This window comes from Streptomyces sp. NPDC048496 (genome assembly GCF_043200055.1).
Lineage (GTDB): Bacteria > Actinomycetota > Actinomycetes > Streptomycetales > Streptomycetaceae > Streptomyces.
Map to the genome: position 1 here is coordinate 130,732 of NZ_JBICXB010000005.1, position 16,551 is coordinate 147,282.

Below are 16,551 nucleotides of genomic sequence, written 5' to 3' on the forward strand. Positions count from 1 at the left end.
TGCACGCACCGCCCGGAGAATTCGGCGGGAGCTGTCGGTCAGGTGCCGGTGAGGTGCTCGGGGCGCACCGGCGTCCTGTTCAGCTCCAGACCCGTCGCGTTCCGGATCGCCGCGAGGACGGCCGGTGTCGACGACAGGGTCGGGGCCTCGCCGACGCCACGGAGCCCGTACGGGGCGTGGCCGTCGGCGAGTTCGAGCACATCGACCGGGATGGTCGGCGTGTCGAGGATGGTGGGGATCAGGTAGTCCGTGAAGGACGGGTTGCGTACCTTCGCGGTCTTCGGGTCGACGATGATCTCCTCCATGACGGCGATGCCCAGGCCTTGGGTGGTGCCGCCCTGGATCTGTCCTTCGACGGACAGCGGGTTGAGGGCCTTGCCGACGTCCTGGGCGCAGGCCAGTTCGATGACCTTGACCAGGCCGAGTTCGGTGTCGACCTCGACGACCGCGCGGTGTGCGGCGAAGGAGTACTGGACGTGGCCGTTGCCCTGGCCGGTGCACAGGTCGAACGCCTCGGTGGGCCGGTGGCGCCACTCCAGCTCGATGTCGACCGCCTCGTCCTCCAGTACGTCGACCAGATCGGCGAGCACCTCGCCGCCGTCGGTGACGACCTTGCCGTCTTCGAGGAGCAGCTCGGCAGTGGCCCAGGCGGGGTGGTATGTACCGAACTTGCGGCGGCCGATCTCCAGGACGCGTCCGCGGACGGCCTCGCAGCAGTGCTTCACGGCGCCACCGGTGACGTATGTCTGCCGGGAGGCCGAGGTGGATCCGGCCGAGCCGACCTGGGTGTCGGCCGGGTGGATGGTGACCTGGGCGACGCCGAGCTCGGTGCGGGCGATCTGGGCGTGGACGGTGACGCCGCCCTGCCCGACCTCCGCCATCGCGGTGTGCACGGTGGCGACCGGTTCGCCGCCGACGACCTCCATGCGGACCCGGGCGGTCGAGTAGTCGTCGAAGCCCTCGGAGAAGCCGACGTTCTTGAGGCCGACCGCGTAGCCGATGCCGCGTACGACGCCTTCGCCGTGGGTGGTGTTGGACAGGCCGCCGGGCAGCGCCCGTACGTCGGGCTGCTCGCCGGCGACCTCCCACTGGCGCTCGGGCGGCAGCGGTCTGGCCTTGACCCGGCGCAGCAGCTCGGCGACCGGGGCGGGCGAGTCGACGACCTGCCCGGTCGGCAGGAGGGTGCCCTGCTCCATGGCGTTGAGCTGCCTGAACTCGACCGGATCCATGCCGAGTGCGGCGGCGAGCTTGTCCATCTGCGCCTCGTACGCGAAGCACGCCTGGACCGCGCCGAAGCCGCGCATGGCGCCGCACGGCGGGTTGTTGGTGTAGAGCGCGATCGCTTCGATGTCGACGTCGTCGATGACGTACGGGCCGACGGAGAGCGAGGAGGCGTTGCCGACGACGGCCGGGGAGGCGGAGGCGTAGGCGCCGCCGTCCAGCACGATGCGGCACTTCATGTGGGTGAGTTTGCCGTCGCGGGTCGCGCCGTGCTCGTACCAGAGCTTCGCGGGGTGGCGGTGGACGTGTCCGAAGAAGGACTCGAACCGGTTGTAGACGATCTTGACCGGCTTGCCGGTGCGGAGCGCCAGCAGGCAGGCGTGGATCTGCATCGACAGGTCCTCGCGGCCGCCGAAGGCGCCGCCGACGCCGGAGAGCGTCATGCGGACCTTGTCCTCGGGCAGGCCGAGGACGGGGGCGATCTGGCGGAGGTCGGAGTGCAGCCACTGCGTGGCGACGTACAGATCGACACCGCCGTCCTCGGCGGGGACCGCCAGGCCGGACTCGGGGCCGAGGAAGGCCTGGTCCTGCATGCCGAAGACGTACTCGCCGCTGACGATCACATCGGCGCGGGCCGCGGCGGCGTCCGCGTCACCGCGGACGATGGGCTGGCGGTGGACGATGTTCGGGTGCGGGACGTGTCCGGCGTGGTGGTCGCGCCGGCCCTCGTGGACGAGGATCGCGTCGGGCGCCGTGGCGGAGGCCTCGTCGGTGATGACGGGCAGCTCGCGGTAGTCGATCCTGATCTTCGCGGCGGCTCGGCGGGCGGTCTCCGGGTGGTCGGCGGCGACGAGCGCCACCGGTTCGCCGTGGTGACGGACCTTGCCGTGGGCGAGGACGGGGGTGTCCTGGATCTCCAGGCCGTAGTTCTTCACCGAGGTCGGCAGGTCGTCGTAGGTGAGCACGGCATAGACGCCGGAGGTGGCGAGCGCCTCGGAGGTGTCGATCGAGACGATCTCGGCGTGCGCGACCGTGGAGCGCAGTGTGTGGCCCCAGAGCATGTCCTCGTGCCACATGTCCGAGGAGTACGCGAACTCGCCGGTGACCTTCAGGACGCCGTCGGGGCGGAGCGTGGACTCGCCGATGCCGCCCTTGGTGCGGGTGCCCTGGTTGATGTTCGTGGGGGTGCCGGTAACGCCCATCGTCAGACCGTTTCTTCCGCACGGGCGGCCGCGAGGCGGACCGCGTCGAGGATCTTCTCGTAGCCGGTGCAGCGGCAGAGGTTGCCGGAGAGCGCCTCGCGGATGTCCGCGTCGGACGGCTCCGGGTTGCGCTCCAGCAGCTCATCGGCGGCGACCAGCAGACCCGGCGTGCAGAAGCCGCACTGGACGGCGCCCGCGTCGATGAACGCCTGTTGGATCGGGGCGAGTTCACCGGTGTCCCGGGGCTGCTCACCGGTCGGCTCGGCCTCCCACCGGCGGGCCTGGTCGAGCGTGGTCCCGCAGGCGCCGGAGGCGCAGCCACTGCCGGGGTGCGCCTCGGAGCGGTGGGCGGCGAAGTCGGCGAGGCCCTCCACGGTGACGACCTCGCGGCCCTCCACCTGACCTGCGGCGACCAGACAGGCACAGACCAGGACGCCGTCCAGGCGGACCGTGCAGGAGCCGCATTCGCCCTGCTCGCAGGCGTTCTTGGAACCGGGCAGGCCCATCCGCTCGCGCAGCACGTAGAGGAGGGACTCGCCCTCCCAGACGTCGTCGGCCTCCTGCATGCGTCCGTTGACCGTGAAATTGACGCGCATGATCAGGCAGCTCCTTCGGTGCTGCGGCCGTGGCCGCGGTACGACTCCCAGGTCCAGCCGAGGGTGCGGCGGGCCATGATCCCCACCGCGTGCCTGCGGTAGTTGGCGGTGCCGCGCACATCGTCGATCGGGTTGCAGGCGCCGGCGGCGAGCGCGGCGAACTGCGCGGCGATGGACGGTGTGATGATCGTGCGGCTGTCCCAGAACCCGCCCTCTTCGAGCGCGGCGTTCAGAAATTCCTCGGCCTCCTTCGCCCGGATGGGTGTCGGGGCGGCGGAACCGATGCCGGTACGGACCGTGCGGGTCTCCGGATGCAGGGCCAGGCCGAAGGCGCAGACTGCGATGACCATCGCGTTGCGGGTGCCGACCTTGGAGTACTGCTGCGGCCCGTCGGCCTTCTTGATGTGCACGGCCCGGATCAGCTCGTCCGGTTCGAGGGCGTTGCGCTTGACGCCGGTGTAGAAGGCGTCGATCGGGATCATCCGGGTTCCGCGTACCGACTCGGCCTCGACCTCGGCGCCCGCGGCGAGCAGGGCCGGGTGGGCGTCACCGGCGGGCGACGCGGTACCCAGATTGCCGCCGACGCCTCCGCGGTTGCGGATCTGCGGGGATGCGACGGTGTGCGAGGCGAGCGCCAGGCCGGGCAGCTCGGCCCGCAGGTGCTCCATGATGTGGCTGTACGGCACGGAGGCGCCGAGCCGCACGTTCTCCTGGCCCACCTCCCACTCGGACAGCTCACCGATGCGGTTCAGGTCCAGGAGGTACTCGGGCCGCCGGTGGTCGAAGTTGATCTCGACCATCACATCGGTGCCGCCCGCAATGGGCACAGCCGTCGGGTGCTCGGCCTTGGCGGCGAGCGCCTCCTCCCAGCCGGCGGGGCGAAGGAAGTCCATGAGTGGCTCTCTTCTTCTCATTCGAGTCGTTCGCTGGGGCTGGGGACGGCCGGCCCTCGATCGGCTTGTCCATGTGCTGTTAAGACCGACCGGCACATGGGCGGTGGGTCTCACGCGATGTGTGACCCAGTACACAACCGGGACTCCACACGGTGCAGTCACCGAAACCATGAAGGAGTTGGCTGGTCGCCGTCCTCGTCTTGTAGATTCGAACGAATAGCGGGGATCAGTAACCTCACCGCAATACCCAGTTTTCACCCGCACCAACGAAAGAGATCGGCGGCAACGAGATGCGGCTGCGCGCACTGCTGGAAACCGATGCGCTGGGTCTGCGGCTGCTCGGTGGCGAGGACGAGCTCGACCGGTCCGTCCGCGGCGTCATGACCACCGACCTGCGGGACCCGAGCCGCTACCTGGCCGGCGGGGAGCTGGTCCTGACGGGCCTGGCGTGGCGCCGGGACGCGGCGGACTCGGAACCGTTCGTACGGATCCTGGCGGGCGCCGGGGTCGCCGGACTCGCGGTCGGCGAGGCGGAGCTCGGTGACATCCCCGACGATCTGGTCGAGGCCTGCGCGCGGCACCGGCTACCCCTCTTCGCCGTTCATGAGACCGTCGCATTCGCAACGATCACCGAGCATGTGGTGCGCCAGGTGTCCGGCGAGCGGGCGGGCGACCTGGCGGCGGTCGTGGACCGGCACCGCAGGCTGATGACCTCGGGTCCGACCGGCGGCGGCCCGGAGGTGGTCCTCGATCTGCTCGGCTCGGACCTCGATCTGCACGCCTGGGTTCTCTCCCCCACCGGCCGGCAGATCGCGGGCGCCGGTGCGCCGCTGCCCGGCCGGGTCCGCGCGGTGCTGGCCGGCCGGCATCTGGCCGCCACCCGCACCGGCCGCCGGGGTCCACACCGGGCCACGGTCGACGGCACCACGTATTCGCTGTTCCCGATCCGGAACACCGGCAGGGGTGCCGCCCCCGCGTCCCGCGATGTCCGCGAGTCGTTCCTCTCCGACTGGCTGCTCGCGGTGGAGGCCGACGCGAGCGACTGGCCGACTGCCCGGCTGGATCTGCTCCAGGGCGTCACCCAGCTGATCGCGGTCGAACGGGACCGGCGCGACGCGGCCCGCACGGTACGCCGCAGGCTCGCCCAGGAGGTCCTGGAGCTGGTCCAGACGGGTGCCGCGCCCACCGAGATCGCGGCCAGGCTGCGGGTCGCCGCCCCCGTCCTGCTGCCCGGCCTCGGCACCGCCCCGCACTGGCAGGTCGTCGTCGCCCGGGTCGACTGGGACGTGGAGGGCGCGCCGGGCTCCGCGGGCGGCGCGGCCACATCCGGCATCGCGGGCGGTCCCGTCGCCCAGGCGCTGCTGGAGGAGATTCTGGTCGACCCGGCGGTCACCGGCCCCGACTCCGCCGACCGGATCGCGGTCGCGTACACGGGCGACGAGGCGGTCGCCCTCGTACCGCTGCCCGCTGCCGCCGGGCCGGTGCCGGACCTCACGGACGCCGAGAACCCGGACGCCGGGGACGCCGCGGCCGGCGCCGAGGACGACCCGGCGCTGCACGCCGACGCGCTGCTCGCCGCCGTCAGCGAACCGCTCTCCGCGGGCCTCGCCGACGACGGCCGCCTGACACTGGGTGTCAGCGCCGCCGTGCACTCCCCCGAGGGGTTGCGCGGCGCCCTGGAGGAGGCCCGGCACGCCCGCCGGGTGGCGGCGGCCCGTCCGGGCCGGGTCTGCGCGGCCGGCCACCACGAGCTCGCCTCGCACGTCCTGCTGCTGCCGTTCGTCCCGGACGATGTGCGCCGCGCGTTCACCGCACGGCTGCTCGACCCGCTGCGCGACTACGACCGGCGCCACCGGGCCGAACTGATCCCGACCCTGGAAGCGTTCCTGGACTGCGACGGTTCCTGGACCCGCTGCGCGACCCGATTGCATCTGCACGTCAACACCTTGCGCTACCGGGTCGGGCGAATCGAGCAGTTGACGGGGCGTGACCTTTCGCGCCTCGAGGACAAGCTCGATTTCTTCCTCGCCCTGCGTATGAGCTGACTCCACGCGTCTACCACAGCCCTCCCCGCGACCGGCCGATTGTGAATTCATTCACCTGACCCCTTGGCCCGGCGTGCCATTCCGTGCTGAGATGCCGCCAGACTCAATGCCTGTCGTCGAACCCGGGTCGGGCCCCGGTTCGAGGACAGGTCCTCAACAGCTCAATGGCGCGCTCGGGGAGGGCAATGTGGCGTATACCGCCATGTCTGGTTCCGGAACGACAGCAGATGACGATCCGCCGCTCCAGACAGCGGTATGGCGGCTGCGGTCACGCGCCTGCTGGACGGACGCCGCCGCTCTGCTCGAACGCGACGCCACGACCGATCCGGCCGCGGCACTCCAGCGGACGGCTCTGCTGATCGAACGCTGTCTGTACACCGGCGACGGCTGGACCGACGCCGAGGACGCCCTGCGCACCGCCGAGGCCCTCGCCCACGACGACGCCGAGCGCGGCGCCGCTGCCTGCGAACGGGGCCATCTGGCATACGCGTCGACCCTCCTCGGGGTACGGGACCGGGCCGACGAGGCCCGGGTCGCGCTGAGCCGGTCCGCCGCCCTGCTCTCCCCCGCGGCCCCGGGCCGCCCGCTGCTCGACTTCCGCCGCGGCCTGATCGCGCAGAACATCGCCGACTCGCCGCAGGCCGCCCGTGCCGCGTACCGCAGGGCACACGCCGGCGCGACGGCCCAGGGCGACGAGCTGCTGCTCTCCTCGACCTGGCGTCAGCTGGCGCTGCTGTCGCTGCGCGAGGGCGAACTGGCCGAGGCCCGGCACGGGTTCGCCGAGTCGCTGCGGATAAGGGAGGAACTGGGCTATCTGGTCGGCACGGCCCCGGCGCTCATCGCTCTGGCGGACACCGAACCGGAACCGGAGGCGGCGGCGCGGCTGCGCGCCGAGGCGGGACGTCTCTTCCGCCTCCTGGGCGGCGTACCGACCTGGCTGGCCCCGCACCTGGAGCCGCCGGCTCCCGGAACTGCCGAGGTGAACTGACGGCCTCCCCGCGACAGGGAGTGGATCGGCGAGCGGCGTCGTGCGGCTTCGATGGCAAGGCGGAGGACGGAATCGACGCGAAGGGGGTCCCCCCATGCCTTTCGGGCTATGGGGGAGTCGGTGACCGACGACAACGCCGAAGGGGGCCCCTCCCTGCTCGAGCGAAGCCGAGAGCTTGGGGGAGGAGCCGCAGGACGTCGAGAGCCCACTCCCTGTCGCGGGGGAACCCGTGAGCACGGGTCCGCCGCGGAGGGCCGTCAGGTACGGTCCTCGACCGGATCGCCGGGCTGCCGTCCCGCGTCGCTCAACTCGGGGGTCGGCGTCGGACGCGGCGGTCCGTGGAGCTGACGGCGGCCCCGACCGCGGTGTCAGCGGTCCGCGCCCGCGAAGTGTTCGCGTACGAGCGACTGCACGACGACGAGATCCTGGGCGATCAGCGCGTCGAGCAGCGCGGTGTGCTCCGCGGCGTCGGCGAGCAGATCGGCGCGGCGGGTGGCCGGGTTGTGCTCCAGGGGCCACTGGGAGCGCCGGTGCAGATCGTCGGCGACCATCACGAGCTGCTGGTTACCGGAGAGCGTGAGGACCGCACGGTGAAAGGCGCGGTCGGACTCGGCATAGCTCGCCCGGTCCCCCACCGCGGCGGCCGCGACGGTGGCCTCGGCCAGCGGACGCAGGGCGGCCCAGCGGGCCTGCTCCACGGTGCGGGCCAGCCGCAGCATGACGGGCACCTCGATCAGGGCGCGCACCTCGGCCAGCTCGGCGAGCTCCTGCGGGCCGCGCTCGGCGACCCGGAAGCCGCGGTTCGGCACGACCTCGACGGCACCCTCGATCGCCAGCTGCTGCATCGCCTCACGGACCGGCGTCGCCGACACGCCGAAGCGGGCGCCGAGGACCGGGGCGGAGTAGACCTGTCCGGGCAACAGCTCGCCGTCGACGAGAGCGGCGCGCAGGGCGTCCAGGATCTGGCCGCGCACGGAGTGCCGCTGCACCACGACGCGGGGCGCGGGCGGCTCGCTGTGGGTGTGCTCGCCACGCACCGGCTCGGCACCGGCCCGCTCGGCGCACGGCTGATTGCCGCGCCCCTGGTCCGGCATCCGGACGGGCGGTACCGACGGCGGCGTGGTCGCGGACGAGGACGCGGCGGACGTGTACGGCACCCGCGCCTGCTCACGCGCCCTGCCCTGCTCCACTCGGACCTCCTCGGCCGGCCGTGGGCCGGCTCCCATGCGCCATGCCCGTTGTGCACGATAAGCGGACGAGGCCGCAGTTCAAACACCGATCAGTTCGGATAAGGTAAGGCTTACCTGCAAACGATCGCGATTCGGTGGTCCCTGCATGACACTCCCCGCACTCCTCCCCGGCACCACCGCGTCCGCCGTGACGGACGCGTACGCGCGCCTGGCCGAGGTCTTCCCCGGGCTGCGCGCAAGAGTGCTGGCGGACGACGAGAGCGCCCCCAGCGGCGTGGGTTGGGTGGGCGCGGACGAGCTTGCGGCGGGTGGCCCCGCACTCGACGCCTTCCTCGCCTGGGACCATGCGCAGGTGCTGCGGGACTACGGTCAGCAGCCCCGCCCCGATGTGGCCGCCGGCTTCGGGCTGCACCGGTACGCCTGGCCCGCCTGTCTGCTGGTGACAGTGCCCTGGTTCCTGCACCGGCGGGTGCCCCGGATCCCTGTCGGCGACGTGGCCTTCCAGCGGGCACTGGGCCATCTGACCCTGCGCGTGCGGGAATTCGCCTGCCTTCCCGACGATCCGGCAGCCGGACTGCCGGGCGCCCGGGTGGTCCCCGACGAGGCGGCGCTGCGGGCCCAGGTGCTCGCCGCCGTGGCCGACCACATCGGCCCGGTCCTGGACGGCTTCGGACCGCGGATGCGGCGCGGCAGGCGGGCGTTGTGGGGCATGGCGACGGACGAGATCGTCGAGGGCCTCTGGTACATCGCCCATCTGCTCGGCGAGGAGCGGCGGGCGATGGCCGAGCTGGAGGCGCTCCTGCCCGGCACCACGAAGCCGTACGTCGGCACGGCGGGCTTCCGTGAACTGACCGGACCGAACGGCGAGTCACTGCCCACGCGCGACCGCACCAGCTGCTGCCTCTTCTACACGCTGCGGCCCGAGGACACCTGCGTCACCTGCCCGCGCACCTGTGACACCGAGCGGGTACGGAAACTGACGCCCACTCACTGACCCACACCGCTCGTACGAGTAGTACTATTCGAACGCAGATCATTGGCCGTGTACGGATACTCGATCAAATCCCGGCTATCCGTATGCCTTGCCAACCCAATGGCGTTCTCTTGCCCCGAAACCCCCTGAGCGTGACGGGGTTTCGGCAATCATGGCGCCCGAAATGCCCTACGCGATGCAAGGGACCGCGCATGAGACTGACCGACATATCGCTGAATTGGCTGCTTCCGGGCGCCGTGCTGCTCGTGGGGGTCCTGGCGGCGGTGGCGGTGGTCGCACGCGGCAAGCGCGCCGCTGACAATCCCGCGGCCGAAGACAGCTGGGAGCGCAGCGAGGAGCGTCGCAGACGTAAGGAGGCGCTGTATGCCACCGCCTCGTACGTCCTGCTGTTCTGCTGCGCGGCGGTCGCCGCCGCCCTCTCCTTCCATGGGCTCGTCGGCTTCGGCGAGCAGAACCTCGGCCTCTCCGGGGGCTGGGAGTATCTCGTTCCGTTCGGCCTCGACGGGGCCGCGATGTTCTGTTCCGTACTTGCGGTGCGCGAGGCCAGCCACGGTGACGCGGCGCTCGGATCACGGCTGCTCGTATGGACGTTCGCCGGCGCGGCCGCCTGGTTCAACTGGGTGCACGCACCCCGCGGAATCGACCACGCGGGCGCTCCCCACTTCTTCGCGGGGATGTCGCTCTCGGCAGCCGTGCTCTTCGACCGGGCGCTGAAGCAGACCCGCCGGGCCGCACTGCGCGAGCAGGGCCTGGTGCCCCGTCCGCTGCCGCAGATCCGGATCGTACGGTGGCTGCGCGCCCCCCGTGAGACCTTCGGCGCCTGGTCACTGATGCTGCTGGAGGGCGTACGCACCCTGGACGAAGCGGTCGAGGAGGTACGTGAGGACCGGCGGGAGAAGGAGCAGAACCGTCTCCGCAGGAAGGACCAGGAGAAGCTGGACCGTGCCCACATCAAGGCGCTGAACCGGCAGAACCGGGCCTGGCGCCGGGTCGGCCGGGGCGGCACCCAGGTGGACGTCCAGGCCATCGCCCCCTCGGCTGTCTCCGCGCAGTCCGCCGTGGAGCCCGCCATATCCGAGCCGGGACAACTGCCCTTGCGCCCCCGGCCATCCCTGCAGGCCGTGACGGGGCCGAGTTCGAGCGCCTCGGACCGGAACCCCAATGAACCGTTCACCGTCGACCTCACCGCCGAGGACGACACCCAGGCACTGCCCCGGCTCGATTCACTGGAGCGGAAGCTGAAGGACCTGGAGCAGCAGTTCGGCTGATCCGTCGCAAAAGGCCCTGAGGCCCGGTCCCTTCCGGGCTCTCAGGGCTTTTCGCCGTCCAGCTCGAACCAGACCACCTTGCCCAGCGCGTGCGCCGTCACCCCCCAGGCGTCCGCGAGAGCATGCACCAGGACCAATCCCCTGCCGTGCGTACCGTCGTCGGCGTTCGGTACGTACGACATGGGCAGTCCGGTGACGAAGTCCCGGACCTCGACGCGCAACGTCGCCGGCGTCACCTTCACGGTGACGACCGCTCCGTGATCCGTGTGGACCAGTGCGTTGGTCACCAGTTCGCTGAGCAGGAGCTCCGCCACTTCGACTGAATCCTCCTGCCATCGATATCGCAGGAACTCCCTCAGCGCACGCCGCACTTCGGCCACGGCCGACAGGTCGCTGCGAGCCAGTTTGCGGCGCAGCTGAACATCGTGCTGACGCTCCATCGTCTCCCCCGCGTGCACAGTCGATCGCCCCCTTCTCGTCGAACATCCTCCCGGGATGCATGCCCCGCACAGGGGCTGTCACGCTTGTCGACTCATCAATATGTGCACAGGGGGCGGGCGCACTACGGATTCGCGTGACACCCGGCTGCTGCATTCGCACCGGTCCGGTCAACTTCCACAACATTCACAAGGGTTGGCATTGACGTGACCATGTCTACGCGCGTCATCATGGTGGACATGCGAATCCCCCCACGGATCACCATGTTCGGCGGCGTCGCCGCCCTCCTGTCCGTCCTCTTCGTCGGCGGCCCGGTCACGGCGTCCGCCACCGCCGCGGCCACGTCGGTCGGCAGCATCTGCTACTCGGACCTGCCGCCCCAGGCGCACGACACCCTCGATCTGATCGAGGCGGGCGGACCCTTCCCGTACTCGCAGGACGGCGTCGTCTTCCAGAACCGTGAACGCGTGCTGCCCAGCCGGAGCACCGGGTACTACCACGAGTACACGGTCATCACCCCGGGCTCCCCGACCCGCGGCGCGCGGCGGATCGTAACGGGCGAGGCATCCCAGGAGGACTATTACACCGCCGACCACTACGCGACGTTCGACCTCGTCGACCACGGCTGCTGAGTCCCGGCGGCCCGCGCACGTAAGTCCGCACGACGCGCTGACCGCCGACGGGGTTCGCCGGCACACGGAGATTCACCCAGACAAGGGCCACATGGTCGACCTCGCAAGCCCCGAGATGTCGGACGGCGCCTTGGGCGCACCATCTGTTGCGCCTACTGTTTCGGCCATCTGTTGCGCCAAGGGTTGCGCCAGCCACGGCTCCGCGGCCCGCCCGAAGACAGAGGGCGCCATCCCGCTGACGGTCCGCTTCGACCCGAGCGAGTCCCTGGAGATCGGCCGGTGGATCCTGGAGCTGAGGGTTCAGACCGGCATCCGCTGGGACAAGGCCGAAGTGGTGCGTGAACTGCTGCGCATGGCGCGCACGCCCGAGCATCTTGCGCGACGTGCTGACCGCCCGCGCCAAGAGGTTCGGCACCTGAGACAGCGAGGGGGTCCGTGCCGACTCCGGCACGGACCCTCGCATGGTCTCTGACGTGGCTACGCCGCCGCCCACTCCAGTCCGAGGTCGGCAAGCTGCCGGAGTTTGTCCGCGGTGGATGCCGACCAGCTCGTGTACGACCCAGAGGCGGACTGGCGCGGCGAGCGGATCACCAACCTGAAGAAATTGCTCACCCTCGTCTGTCCGGGACCCGGCGCAGCTGTCCATGCGATGACCGCGTGATCGTCGGAGAGGCCGCCCCGCCCGTGCGGCGGACCAGCCCCTCCAGGTGGTCAGCGCACTACTCGGGTGACGTTCAGCTCGGCGGCCGTAGTCCACGGTCCAGCGTGAGAGGACGTGGCGACGAGCTTGAGGTAGCGGGCCGGCGTGCCGTTCAGAGTGACGGTCTGCTCGGCCGTGGTGTTCGCGAAGGTCCCGGTGGCGACCTTGGTCCACGCGGTGCGGTCCGTGCTCACCCAGACCTCGCATCCGGCTATCCGGCCGTTGGCGCTCTGCTGGCGGGGCAGGTAACGCAGGTCGGCGACCTCGAGATTTTCACCGAGGTCGAGCACGATGTGGTGAGGCAGCGGGTCGGTGCCTCCGTACCAGCGGGTGTGCCAGAAGGTGGCCGGGTCACCGTCCAGGACATTCGCTGCACCGCCGTCCTCCCCGACGGTCTCCTCGCTGTCGACCTCGACCACCCGCATCTGCCCTTGAGGGACTATCGCCGGGTGGAACGTGGTGCCGGTGCCCTTGTCGGTGCTCTTGGCGTTCTTGTAGGTGGCCTGTGCGGACAGTGTGTAGGCACTGGGCTTTGCGTCCGCGGGTGCGGTGACCGCCCAGGTGGTCTTCACCGACTTGTCGGGCTCGACCTTTCCTGAGCGAGGTGGGGGAAGCAGTGGCGGAGCGTAAGAGACCTCTTGTATTGGCAAGCGCGCTCCTGCTGGCGGCAACTGTGGTCACCGGCTGATCCCCGGACCGCCGAGGAGTTACCCTGCGCCCATGACCGTGACCTATGTGATCGAAGGCTCCGAAGTCACCGGCCTGGAGCGATTCTGGCAGGTGATCGGCGAGGCGGTGAACGGTCCCGGCGGCTACTTCGGCCGCAATTTCGACGCCTTCGCGGACTGTCTCGGCGGCGGGATGGGCACTCCGGACGACGGCGACTTCGTCTTCGAGTGGCGGGACCACTCTCTTTCCGCACAGGCATTGGGCCACGAGGAGACAGCGCGGTATCTGCGGCAGAGCCTGAGCCGGGTGCACCCCACCAACCGACCGGCGGTCCAGCGGCGGCTCGACGACGCCCTGGCCGGGCGGGGACCGACACTGTTCGACCTGCTCGTGGACGCCCTGACGAGCGGAACGGCGCCCGGCACACTACGGCTGATGTGAGAGCCTGTCGGGTGACCTCTGATCGGGCGGCCACGCCCTGGCACGCACGCTTCCCGCGTTGCGGATATCGGCCGGTGAGGCGCTCGACGCCGACAACGGTTTCTACCGCCGGTACACGCTCTGCAGCAGCGGCCACATGCTCGGCATGGATCTTCACGACTGCGCCCAGGCGCGCGCCGACAGGTACCTGGACGGGCGTCTGGAAGGCGACCCGCTTCCGCCGGCCGTCCCCGCGAGGGCGGCCGACGGAAGGCGGAGAACCGTAGGGCTGCAGTCGGAGGGCGGAGAACAGTGAGGCGGAAGGGAAAGAGCGGAGCGACTTCCGGGCCTCCGGGACGGGGTCGGTGGTTCAGGCCTCTGCGACCGGCAGCGACACCCTTCTGATCCGGGCACCTCCAGCGCCCGTGTCGTCGCCCTCCTCCTCGGCCCAGAGCGACCTGACATGTGACATATGGGCCAGCATGCAGGTCTCGGCCCGCTGGGCGTCACCGGCGATCAGAAGGTCGAGCAGTTGCACATGCTCCTCGGCCGATGTGACCAGCTGTCCCTGCTCGGCAAGTCGGTTCAGCCCGAAGAGGCGCGATCGCTTGCGCAGGTTGCCGACTTCCTCCACCAGCCTGCGGTTGCCGGCCAGTCCGAGCAGTTCGAGATGGAAGCGACGGTCGGCCTCCAGATAGCCGATGATGTCGTGCTCGGCAGCGGCGGCGACGATCGCCAGGGCGAGCGGCCGCAGCGCCTTCAGCTCCCCGGTCTTGCCCATCCGTGCGATGCGGCCGACGGTGGGGACCTCGATCATGGCCCGGAGTTCCGTGAAGTCGTCGAGGTCCTGATCGGTCAGCTCAGTGATCCGAAAGCCCTTGTTGCGGACCGCTTCGACCAGGCCCTCACGCGCCAGGTCGAGCATGGCCTCACGGACCGGGGTGGCGGACACGCCGAATTCGGCGGCGAGCGCGGGAGCGGAGTAGATCATGCCCGGACGGAGGTCCCCGGCGATCAGGGCCGCTCTGAGGGCATTCGCCACCCGGTCGCGCAGGTGCTCTTGCGCCGAGATGGCGCCGAGCGTCGTCAGGCGGGCCATTTTGTTCCTCCAGCGCCGTACGGGCCCTCAGAATACAGTGGTGTGTTTCCGCTGAGGCCCGTCGTTCCCGGCCTGTGGACAACCTGGTCAGGGCGCTAACGGCCTCCCCCGCGCTAGGGAGTGGATCAGCGAGCGGCGTCGTGCGGCTTCGATTGCAAGGCGGAGGATGGAGTCGACGCGGAGCGTCGGTGACTGACGACAACGCCGCAAGAGGAGTCGCAGGGCGTCGGGAGCCCGCTCCCTACCGCGGGGCAGGCCGTGAGTTACGGTGCACCGCCGCGGCGACCGCCAGGTCTTCCCAGCCCATTCCGACACTTTTGAAGAACCGGGGACGCTCGAAGGGAGCCGCCTTCGCGTCGGGGATCCGACCGGTCACCAGGTCGGCGAGGTTGCCGGTGATGTCCTCGGCGCTGAAGGCTCGTTCCGCCATCGGGATCAGCAGATCGCCCGCCTCCGACAGAGCCGCCACCCTCGATTCGACGATCACGGCGGAGCGTGCCACGAGAGCGGTGTCGACCTCCCGGGCATCCGGGGTGTGCGAGCCGACCGCGACAACCGTCGCCCCGTCCGGTACGAGGGTGCCGTCGAACAGCGGAGTGGCGGACGTGGTGCAGCAGAGCACCAGATCTGCCGTGGCAACCTCCCCGGCGCCGTGCTCCTCACCCGCGCGGGCGTTCACACCGAGTTGACGGGCGTGCTCGACCAGTGCGGCAACCCGGTGCGGGGTACGGCCGATCACGGTGACGCGTTCGACGTGCCGTTCCGCAAGCACCACGGCAAGGTGTCCGTACGCCTGGGGGCCGGTTCCGAAGAGCACCAGATGACGCAGGACGGGCCCGGTGAGGTGGCGGATCGCCAGTGCTGACACGGCCGGTGTGCGCAGGGTGGTGAGCGCGGCCCCGTCGAGCAGGGCGAGCGGCAGCAGGGTGGGGCCGTCGAGCAGCAGATAGCTTCCGGTGATCCGGGGCAGGTCGCGTGCCGGGTTGCCGGGGGCGACTCCGGCGATCTTCACTCCGGTCACGTGCTGGGTGGTGGCGGGCATGATCAGCAGTTCTCCGCCGGGCACTGTGACATGGTGCCGGGCCGGGCAAATCTCCGGATCGAGTCCCCCGCTCAGCGCCGCCTCCAGGGCGTCCACGGCTCCGGTCGGCCCCAGGGCCTCGATGTCTTCGGCGCCGAGCAGGGGCAGGTTCACAGCAGGAATCCTTCGGGGAAGGGGTCGGACGGGTTCAGGAAGAATTGTGCGGTACCAGTGATCCAGGCCCGGCCGGTGACGGTGGGGACGACTGCGGGCAGCCCGCCCACGGTGGTCTTCTCGACGAGACGTCCGGTGAACGACGTTCCGATGAAGGACTCGTTCACGAAGTCGGTGTCCAGGGGCAGTTCGCCGCGTGCGTGCAGTTGGGCCATGCGTGCCGATGTACCGGTTCCACAGGGCGACCGGTCGAACCAGCCCGGGTGGATCGCCATCGCGTGCCGGGAGTGGCGGGCATCGGAACCGGGTGCGATGAACTGCACGTGCTTGAGGCCGTGAATGTCCGGATCCTCCGGATGGACGGGGCGGTCGGCGGCGTTGACCGCGTCCATCAGGGCGAGTCCGGCCGCGAGGATGTCGTCCTTGCGCGCCCGGTCGAAGGGCAGGCCGAGGTCGGAGAGATGCAGCATCGCGTAGAAGTTGCCGCCGTAGGCGAGGTCGTAGCGCACCGGTCCGTAGCCGGGTACGTCCACCGTCCGGTCGAATGCGACGCTGAACGCGGGAACGTTTGTCAGTGTGACGGCGGCGGCCGCGCCGTCCCTCACCCGGACGTCGACGCAGACGAGTCCGGCCGGGGTGTCCAGCCGCACGGTGGTGACGGGTTCGGTGACCTCGACCATGCCGGTCTCCACCAGAACGGTCGCGACTCCGATGGTGCCGTGCCCGCACATCGGCAGGAACCCGGAGACCTCTATGTAGAGGACGCCGAAGTCCGCGTCGGGCCGGGTGGGCGGCTGGAGGATCGCGCCGCTCATGGCGGCATGGCCGCGCGGTTCGTACATGAGCAGGGTGCGCACGGCGTCCCGGTGCTCCTGGAAGTACCTGCGCCGTTCGGCCATCGTGGCACCGGGAATGGTGCCGATGCCGCCGGTGATGACGCGGGTGGGCATGCCCTCGGTGTGTGAGTCGACCGCATGGAATATGTGACGTGTCTGCAAGGC

General features: G+C 70.4%; 17 protein-coding genes. 8 read left to right on the forward strand and 9 right to left on the reverse strand.

Features of this window, described 5'->3' with window-relative positions:
* Window positions 1-38: 38 nt before the first annotated feature.
* Genes pucD through ACGFSA_RS08000 form a run of 3 tightly spaced genes read right to left on the reverse strand, consistent with a single transcriptional unit; the run spans window position 39 to window position 3,912 of the window.
* On the reverse strand, window positions 39-2,423 hold the full coding sequence (pucD, locus tag ACGFSA_RS07990; RefSeq protein ID WP_393301300.1) for a xanthine dehydrogenase subunit D: 2,385 nt from the start codon (window positions 2,421-2,423) through the stop codon (window positions 39-41).
* A 2-nt stretch (window positions 2,424-2,425) separates the two neighbouring features.
* Entirely contained in the window at window positions 2,426-3,019 is a 594-nt protein-coding gene (locus ACGFSA_RS07995) for a (2Fe-2S)-binding protein (RefSeq protein WP_393301303.1), read from the reverse strand.
* Window positions 3,020-3,021: 2 nt separating this feature from the next.
* Window positions 3,022-3,912, reverse strand: a complete 891-nt coding sequence (locus ACGFSA_RS08000; protein WP_393301306.1) for an FAD binding domain-containing protein — start codon at window positions 3,910-3,912, stop codon at window positions 3,022-3,024.
* 290 nt (window positions 3,913-4,202) lie between these two features.
* Here ACGFSA_RS08000 and ACGFSA_RS08005 point away from each other — a divergent pair, with 290 nt between their 5' ends.
* Together ACGFSA_RS08005 and ACGFSA_RS08010 are read left to right on the forward strand one after the other, a co-directional pair.
* Window positions 4,203-5,957 carry a PucR family transcriptional regulator gene (locus ACGFSA_RS08005; protein WP_393301308.1) on the forward strand — a complete coding sequence of 585 codons (1,755 nt, stop codon included), beginning with the start codon at window positions 4,203-4,205 and terminating at the stop codon, window positions 5,955-5,957.
* A 202-nt stretch (window positions 5,958-6,159) separates the two neighbouring features.
* Entirely contained in the window at window positions 6,160-6,945 is a 786-nt protein-coding gene (locus ACGFSA_RS08010) for a hypothetical protein (protein ID WP_393301311.1), read from the forward strand.
* Between the two features lie 368 nt (window positions 6,946-7,313).
* On the opposite strand, the gene ACGFSA_RS08015 is transcribed toward ACGFSA_RS08010, so the two are convergent.
* The gene (locus ACGFSA_RS08015) at window positions 7,314-8,135 is read right to left on the reverse strand and encodes a GntR family transcriptional regulator (protein WP_393301314.1); all 822 of its coding nucleotides are present in this window, start codon (window positions 8,133-8,135) and stop codon (window positions 7,314-7,316) included.
* Window positions 8,136-8,280: 145 nt separating this feature from the next.
* On the opposite strand from ACGFSA_RS08015, the gene ACGFSA_RS08020 reads away from it, so the two are divergent.
* A complete protein-coding gene (locus ACGFSA_RS08020; protein WP_393301317.1) occupies window positions 8,281-9,129 on the forward strand; it encodes a (2Fe-2S)-binding protein in 849 nt (282 codons plus the stop codon).
* Window positions 9,130-9,320: 191 nt separating this feature from the next.
* Entirely contained in the window at window positions 9,321-10,397 is a 1,077-nt protein-coding gene (locus tag ACGFSA_RS08025) for a DUF2637 domain-containing protein (RefSeq protein WP_393301320.1), read from the forward strand.
* 41 nt (window positions 10,398-10,438) lie between these two features.
* Here ACGFSA_RS08025 and ACGFSA_RS08030 read toward each other — a convergent pair whose 3' ends face one another.
* On the reverse strand, window positions 10,439-10,837 hold the full coding sequence (locus ACGFSA_RS08030) for an ATP-binding protein (protein WP_393301323.1): 399 nt from the start codon (window positions 10,835-10,837) through the stop codon (window positions 10,439-10,441).
* 237 nt (window positions 10,838-11,074) lie between these two features.
* Here ACGFSA_RS08030 and ACGFSA_RS08035 point away from each other — a divergent pair, with 237 nt between their 5' ends.
* Together ACGFSA_RS08035 and ACGFSA_RS08040 are read left to right on the forward strand one after the other, a co-directional pair.
* Window positions 11,075-11,467, forward strand: coding sequence for a ribonuclease domain-containing protein (locus tag ACGFSA_RS08035; protein ID WP_393301326.1), 393 nt, complete (start codon window positions 11,075-11,077; stop codon window positions 11,465-11,467).
* 532 nt (window positions 11,468-11,999) lie between these two features.
* Complete coding sequence (locus tag ACGFSA_RS08040; protein ID WP_393301329.1) at window positions 12,000-12,128, forward strand: hypothetical protein; 129 nt, start codon at window positions 12,000-12,002, stop codon at window positions 12,126-12,128.
* A gap of 50 nt (window positions 12,129-12,178) precedes the next feature.
* On the opposite strand, the gene ACGFSA_RS08045 is transcribed toward ACGFSA_RS08040, so the two are convergent.
* Window positions 12,179-12,838, reverse strand: a complete 660-nt coding sequence (locus ACGFSA_RS08045) for a discoidin domain-containing protein (protein WP_393301332.1) — start codon at window positions 12,836-12,838, stop codon at window positions 12,179-12,181.
* A gap of 49 nt (window positions 12,839-12,887) precedes the next feature.
* Between ACGFSA_RS08045 and ACGFSA_RS08050 the strand changes: the two genes are divergently transcribed.
* Both ACGFSA_RS08050 and ACGFSA_RS08055 read left to right on the forward strand, forming a co-directional pair.
* Window positions 12,888-13,277 carry a barstar family protein gene (locus ACGFSA_RS08050; protein ID WP_393301335.1) on the forward strand — a complete coding sequence of 130 codons (390 nt, stop codon included), beginning with the start codon at window positions 12,888-12,890 and terminating at the stop codon, window positions 13,275-13,277.
* Between the two features lie 58 nt (window positions 13,278-13,335).
* On the forward strand, window positions 13,336-13,572 hold the full coding sequence (locus tag ACGFSA_RS08055) for a hypothetical protein (RefSeq protein WP_393301632.1): 237 nt from the start codon (window positions 13,336-13,338) through the stop codon (window positions 13,570-13,572).
* A 54-nt stretch (window positions 13,573-13,626) separates the two neighbouring features.
* Here ACGFSA_RS08055 and ACGFSA_RS08060 read toward each other — a convergent pair whose 3' ends face one another.
* From ACGFSA_RS08060 to ACGFSA_RS08070, 3 genes are all read right to left on the reverse strand, one after another.
* Window positions 13,627-14,355 carry a GntR family transcriptional regulator gene (locus ACGFSA_RS08060; protein ID WP_393301339.1) on the reverse strand — a complete coding sequence of 243 codons (729 nt, stop codon included), beginning with the start codon at window positions 14,353-14,355 and terminating at the stop codon, window positions 13,627-13,629.
* 241 nt (window positions 14,356-14,596) lie between these two features.
* Window positions 14,597-15,550, reverse strand: coding sequence for an ornithine cyclodeaminase family protein (locus ACGFSA_RS08065; protein WP_393301341.1), 954 nt, complete (start codon window positions 15,548-15,550; stop codon window positions 14,597-14,599).
* Window positions 15,547-16,548 carry a proline racemase family protein gene (locus ACGFSA_RS08070; protein ID WP_393301344.1) on the reverse strand — a complete coding sequence of 334 codons (1,002 nt, stop codon included), beginning with the start codon at window positions 16,546-16,548 and terminating at the stop codon, window positions 15,547-15,549. The genes ACGFSA_RS08065 and ACGFSA_RS08070 overlap by 4 nt, the downstream gene beginning before the upstream one ends.
* Window positions 16,549-16,551 lie beyond the last annotated feature (3 nt).